This window comes from Corynebacterium sp. (assembly GCF_012837295.1).
Lineage (GTDB): Bacteria > Actinomycetota > Actinomycetes > Mycobacteriales > Mycobacteriaceae > Corynebacterium.
In genome coordinates, this window is the sequence record NZ_DURI01000259.1 from 1 (window position 1) to 5103 (window position 5103).

A 5103-nucleotide genomic window follows, 5' to 3' on the forward strand; every position below is an offset into this window, starting at 1 on the left:
CAAGCGAAATCTCGATGCCGACGCCCGACTGGACCGCGGCCTCGACGACGGCCTGCGACAGGCCGCCCTCCGACAGGTCGCGCGCGGCGGTGGCGAAGTGCTCGCCGCGGGACTCGATGGTGCCGTGGAAGAACTGCGTCAGCTTGTCCTCGTCGGCCAGGTCGATGGCCGGCGGCATGCCGCCCAGCGCATCGTGGGCGACCTGCTGCCAGATCGAACCGCCCAGCTCGTCGGCGGTGTCGCCGAGGAGGTACAGGACCTCGTCGTCGGCGCCGTCCTGCGCGAGGCGGTTGCCGATGACCTTTTCCACGTCCTCCACGATGCCCAGCACCGCGATGACCGGGGTCGGCAGGATCGGCTCGTCGCCGGTCTGGTTGTAGAACGACACGTTGCCGCCGGTGACGGGCACGTCCAGCTCAGCGGCGCCGTCGGCCAGGCCGCGGACGGCCTCGGCGAACTGCCACATGGCGTCCGGGTTCTCCGGCGAGCCGAAGTTCAGGCAGTTCGACACCGCGTACGGCATCGCGCCGGTGACGGACACGTTGCGGTGCGCCTCGGCCAGCGCCAGGCGGACGCCCGTGCGCGGGTCGAGCTTGGTGTAGCGGCCCGACGCGTCGGTGGAGATGGCCACGCCGCGGCCGGTCTCCTCGTTGACGCGCAGCACGCCGGCGTCGGCGTGCTTCGCGGCGACGGTGTTGCCGCGCACGTAGCGGTCGTACTGCTCGGTGATGTGCGCGCGCGAGCACAACGCCGGCGAGGCGGCGAGGTCCAGCACGGTCTTGCGCAGCTCATCAGAGGACGACGGGCGGGTCAGCTCCGGGTCCGCCTGCAGCGCGTCCTGCCACTCCGGGCGGGCGTACGGGCGGTGGTAGGTCGGGCCCTCGTCGGCGATGGTCTTCGGCGGGGCGTCGACGACCGTCTTGCCGCCGTGGGTGATGACCAGGTTGGTGCCGTCGGTGACCACGCCGATGTCGGACGCGATGACGTCCCACTTGGCGCAGATGGCCATGAACTCGTCCATGTCCTCCGGCTTCACCACGGCGCACATGCGCTCCTGGGACTCCGACGACAGGATCTCCGCGGCGGTCATGTTCTCCGCGCGCAGGTGCACGTTGTCCAGGTTGACCTCCATGCCGCCGTCGCCGGCGGCCGCCAGCTCCGACACGGCGCAGGACAGGCCCGCGCCGCCGAGGTCCTGGATGCCGACGACGACGCCGGCCTTGTACAGGTCGAGGCAGCACTCGATGAGCACCTTCTCGGCGAACGGGTCGCCGACCTGGACGGCCGGCAGCTTGCGCTCCGCGCCCTCCTCGAAGGTGTCCGACGCCAGCACCGACACGCCGCCGATGCCGTCGAGGCCCGTGCGGGAGCCGAAGAGAACGACGCGGTTGCCGGTGCCCGACGCGAACGCCAGGTGCAGGTCCTCGACCGGCAGCACGCCGACGCACAGCGCATTGACCAGGGGGTTGCCGGCGTAGGACTCGTCGAAGACGGTCTCGCCGCCGATGTTCGGCAGGCCCAGGCAGTTGCCGTAGCCGCCGACGCCGGCGACGACGCCCGGCAGCACGCGCTGGGTGTCCGGGGCGTCGGCCGCGCCGAAGCGCAGCTGGTCCATCACGGCGACCGGACGGGCGCCCATGGCCATGATGTCGCGAACGATGCCGCCGACGCCGGTGGCGGCGCCCTGGTACGGCTCGACGTAGGACGGGTGGTTGTGGGACTCGACCTTGAAAGTGACGGCCCAGCCGTCGCCGATGTCGACGACGCCGGCGTTCTCGCCGATGCCGGCGAGCATCTTCTCCTTCATCGCATCGGTCGTGGTCTCGCCGAAGTAGCGCAGGTGCACCTTCGACGACTTGTAGGAGCAGTGCTCGGACCACATGACGGAGTACATGGCCAGCTCGGCGTCGGTGGGGCGGCGGCCGAGGATCTCGCGGATGCGGGCGTACTCGTCCTCCTTCAGTCCCAGCTCGGCCCAGGGCTGATCCAGCTCGGGAGTGGCGGCGGCGTTGTCGACGGTGTCGTCGTGGACGTTGATGTCGGTCATGGCGATCCTCCCTTTACGCGCCGATGGTGGAGACGGCGGACAGGAACAGCTCGAGACCGTCGAGCGACGGGCCGGTCAGCGCCTCGACGGCGTGCTCCGGGTGCGGCATGAGGCCCACGACGCGGCCGTCGGCGCTGCACACGCCGGCAATGTCGTTGATGGAGCCGTTGGGGTTCTCGACGTAGCGGAACACCACGCGGCCCTCGTCCTCCAGCTCGCGGATGGTGTCGGGGGCGGCCTGGAAGCGGCCCTCGCCGTGCTTGGAGGGGATGAGGATCTCCTGGCCGGCGGTCAGCGACGACGTCCACGCGGTGTCGGCGTTCTCCACCTTCAGGTGCAGGTCGCGGCACACGAAGTGCAGGCCCTCGTTGCGGGTCAGGGCGCCGGGCAGCAGGCCGGCCTCGGTGAGGATCTGGAAACCGTTGCAGATGCCCAGCACCGGCATGCCCTTGCCCGCGGCGTCGATGACCGAACGCATGACGGGCGCCAGCGCGGAGATCGCGCCGCTGCGCAGGTAGTCGCCGTAGGAGAAGCCGCCCGGGACGACGACGGCGTCGACGCCCTTCAGGTCGGCGTCGGCGTGCCACAGCTCGACCGGCTCGGCACCGGCCAGGCGGGCGGCGCGCAGCGCGTCGACGTCATCGAGCGTGCCGGGGAAGGTGATGACGCCGATCTTGGCGGTCACTTGCCCTCCCCGCGCACGACCTCGAAGTCCTCGATGACCGTGTTGGCCAGCAGGGTCTCCGCCAGGCGGTTCAGGTCCTCGTCGGAGACGGAATCGTCGACCTCGAGCTCGAATCGCTTGCCCTGGCGAACGTCCGACACCCCGGAGACGCCGATGCGCCCCAGGGCCCGGTGGACGGCCTGGCCCTGCGGGTCGAGGATCTCCGCCTTGGGCATCACATTGACAACTACACGCGCCACGTAAGTGCTCCTGTTGTTTGGTGGGAAGCCCCGCCTGGTCGCGGGACGCATATCCGGGGTCAACTCTACTAGGCGGCGGGGCGATCCCCACCCGCCGCTATCCTGTCGGCATGACCGACGCCCGCGAACCCCGCCGTTTCGGCCCCGTGCCGTGGCCGATTCTGCTATTGGCCTTCGTTTTCGTGTTCGGGGCGGCGATGACGCTGTGGGGCCCCGTCAACCTCCTGGCCTGGCGCGGGGGCACCTTCCCCATGCCGGATCCGGAACGCCCCGTGTACCAGCAGAAGATCGTCGAGATCACCCGCGTCCAGCACGAGGACCAACCGGACGGCTCCAGGTACTTCACGCGAGGGGACGGGGACGCCGGGCCGTCGGAAAGCGGGATCCCGCCGAAGGACGGGGCCGCCCCGGATCCCGATGGTCCGTGGGACGCGGCGTTCGTGTCGTGGGTGCTCAGCGAGGCCGGCCTGCCCGTGCGCCCGGAAAAGCCGGGGAACCCGGATGCGTGGCTGGTCGCCGACACGCTGGAGCTGACCGGCGCGATGGCCGACCGTGGCGCGTACATCGACGCGGAGGCGGATCCGGAGTTTTCGCCGCAGGTGGGCGACCTGATCTTCTACGACTACCCGTGGCCGTTCGGACACCACGTCAACATGGTCGTGGCCGTGCACGGCGACGTGGTCACCGTCGGCGGCGACGAGCTCGGCGGCGTGGGCCTGGCCAGCATGAACCTGCGCAATCGCGGGGGGATCATGGGCTGGGGCGCCACCGGGCGGCTGGAGGACCCGGCCGCGGCGGAGGCTGCGGCGGAAGCGGCGGGCGCCGGGGCGGATGATCCGCTGGATCCCGACGACGTGCCAGAAGACGAGGAACCGGACCCGCAGATCGGCCCCCGCCCCACCGTCACACCGGCAAGTGCTCCTCGATCAGGTCGATGATCGCGTCGTCGTCGGGCTCTGTGCGGGGGCGGAAGCGGCCGACGATCTCGCCGGAGTCGTCGACGACGAACTTCTCGAAGTTCCACGCGACGTCGCCGGCCTCGCCGTCGGCGTCGGCGACCTGCGTCAGCCGCTGATACAGCGGGTGCGCGTTCTCGCCGTTGACGTCGATCTTGGCGAACATGGGGAAGCCCACCCCGAAGTTCGACGAGCAGAACTCGGCGATCTCCTCCTCGGTGCCGGGCTCCTGGCCGCCGAACTGGTTGCACGGGAAGCCGAGGACGAAAAAGCCGCGCATCGCGAACTCGTCCTGGAGTTCCTGCAGCGCGCTGTACTGCTCGGTCAGGCCGCACTCGCTGGCGACGTTGACGATGAGCAGCACGTGGCCCGCCCAATCCGCCAGCGTGGTCTCGCGGCCGTCGATGGTGGTGACGGGAATGTCGTAGAGGGAGCTCATGCCGCCCATCGTAGGGGCACCGCGCCGTAGCCCGCCGGGGAGACGCCGGCGGACATGGCCAGATCGAGCAGGCGGAGGATGTCGCGGCGGACCTTCTCGTCGCGCAGCCGCGCAGCCGACACCGAAATGCGGATCGGCCGGCCGTCGGCGAGCGCGCGGTTGACGGAATTGCGCATCGCGCGGCGCCACCAGCGCGCCGCGCCGAAGCCCTCGCCCACCGCCAGGACACGGGTGGGGTCGGTGGCGCCGGTGACCAGATCGTGGACGCCGTGCAGGTCGGCGGCGATGCGGAAGCCCAGGTCCGGCAGCACCTCGAGGGTGCCGGGCGACATCAGCCAGCGCGGCGGGGCGAAGATGTCGGTCTCCAGATCCAGCGTTTTCATCTGGCGGGTGGCCGCCGTCAGGCGCAGCCGCGCCTCGTGGGAATCGAGCGCCGCGAACTCGCCCCGGCGGCCGCGGTCGGACTGGTCGTAGCCCGCCAGCAGGATCTCCGCGCCCTCGTCGCGCCTGCGCCGCACCCAATCGAGCACCGCCGGCGAATCCCGCAACGACCAATCGCCGCCCAGATGCGGCGCGACCAGCAGGGACGGCGAAATGCCCCGGTACTCCAGGGCGGCGATGAAACGTGCGGCGTCGAGCAGCCGGTCATCCCGGATGCCCGACACCGACACCACGAGGGCGGGCGAGATGGCGGTCATGCGGCCATCAGAACATCGCAGGGTGAATTCGCGGTGACG

At 70.6% G+C, this 5103-nt stretch carries 6 protein-coding genes; 1 reads left to right on the top strand and 5 read right to left on the bottom strand.

Translation table 11 applies throughout. From position 1 onward, the window contains the following. The 3 genes from purL to purS all read right to left on the bottom strand — a co-directional run. On the bottom strand, positions 1-2047 hold a 2047-nt coding region (purL, locus tag GX015_RS08560; protein WP_291344365.1), incomplete at its 3' end, for a phosphoribosylformylglycinamidine synthase subunit PurL. Between the two features lie 13 nt (positions 2048-2060). Further along, on the bottom strand, positions 2061-2732 hold the full coding sequence (gene purQ / locus GX015_RS08565; protein ID WP_291344367.1) for a phosphoribosylformylglycinamidine synthase subunit PurQ: 672 nt from the start codon (positions 2730-2732) through the stop codon (positions 2061-2063). Then, a complete protein-coding gene (purS, locus tag GX015_RS08570; RefSeq protein ID WP_082144605.1) occupies positions 2729-2971 on the bottom strand; it encodes a phosphoribosylformylglycinamidine synthase subunit PurS in 243 nt (80 codons plus the stop codon). Before purS ends, purQ begins: the two co-directional genes overlap by 4 nt. 110 nt (positions 2972-3081) lie before the next feature. On the opposite strand from purS, the gene GX015_RS08575 reads away from it, so the two are divergent. Next, entirely contained in the window at positions 3082-3909 is an 828-nt protein-coding gene (locus tag GX015_RS08575) for a CHAP domain-containing protein (RefSeq protein WP_291344370.1), read from the top strand. Here the strand turns inward: GX015_RS08575 and GX015_RS08580 are convergent. Both GX015_RS08580 and GX015_RS08585 read right to left on the bottom strand, forming a co-directional pair. Continuing rightward, positions 3875-4366, bottom strand: a complete 492-nt coding sequence (locus tag GX015_RS08580) for a glutathione peroxidase (protein WP_291344372.1) — start codon at positions 4364-4366, stop codon at positions 3875-3877. The two genes, GX015_RS08575 and GX015_RS08580, sit on opposite strands and share 35 nt — an antisense overlap. Next, positions 4363-5064, bottom strand: a complete 702-nt coding sequence (locus GX015_RS08585; RefSeq protein WP_291344374.1) for a polysaccharide deacetylase family protein — start codon at positions 5062-5064, stop codon at positions 4363-4365. The genes GX015_RS08580 and GX015_RS08585 overlap by 4 nt, the downstream gene beginning before the upstream one ends. Between the last annotated feature and the right edge of the window lie 39 nt (positions 5065-5103).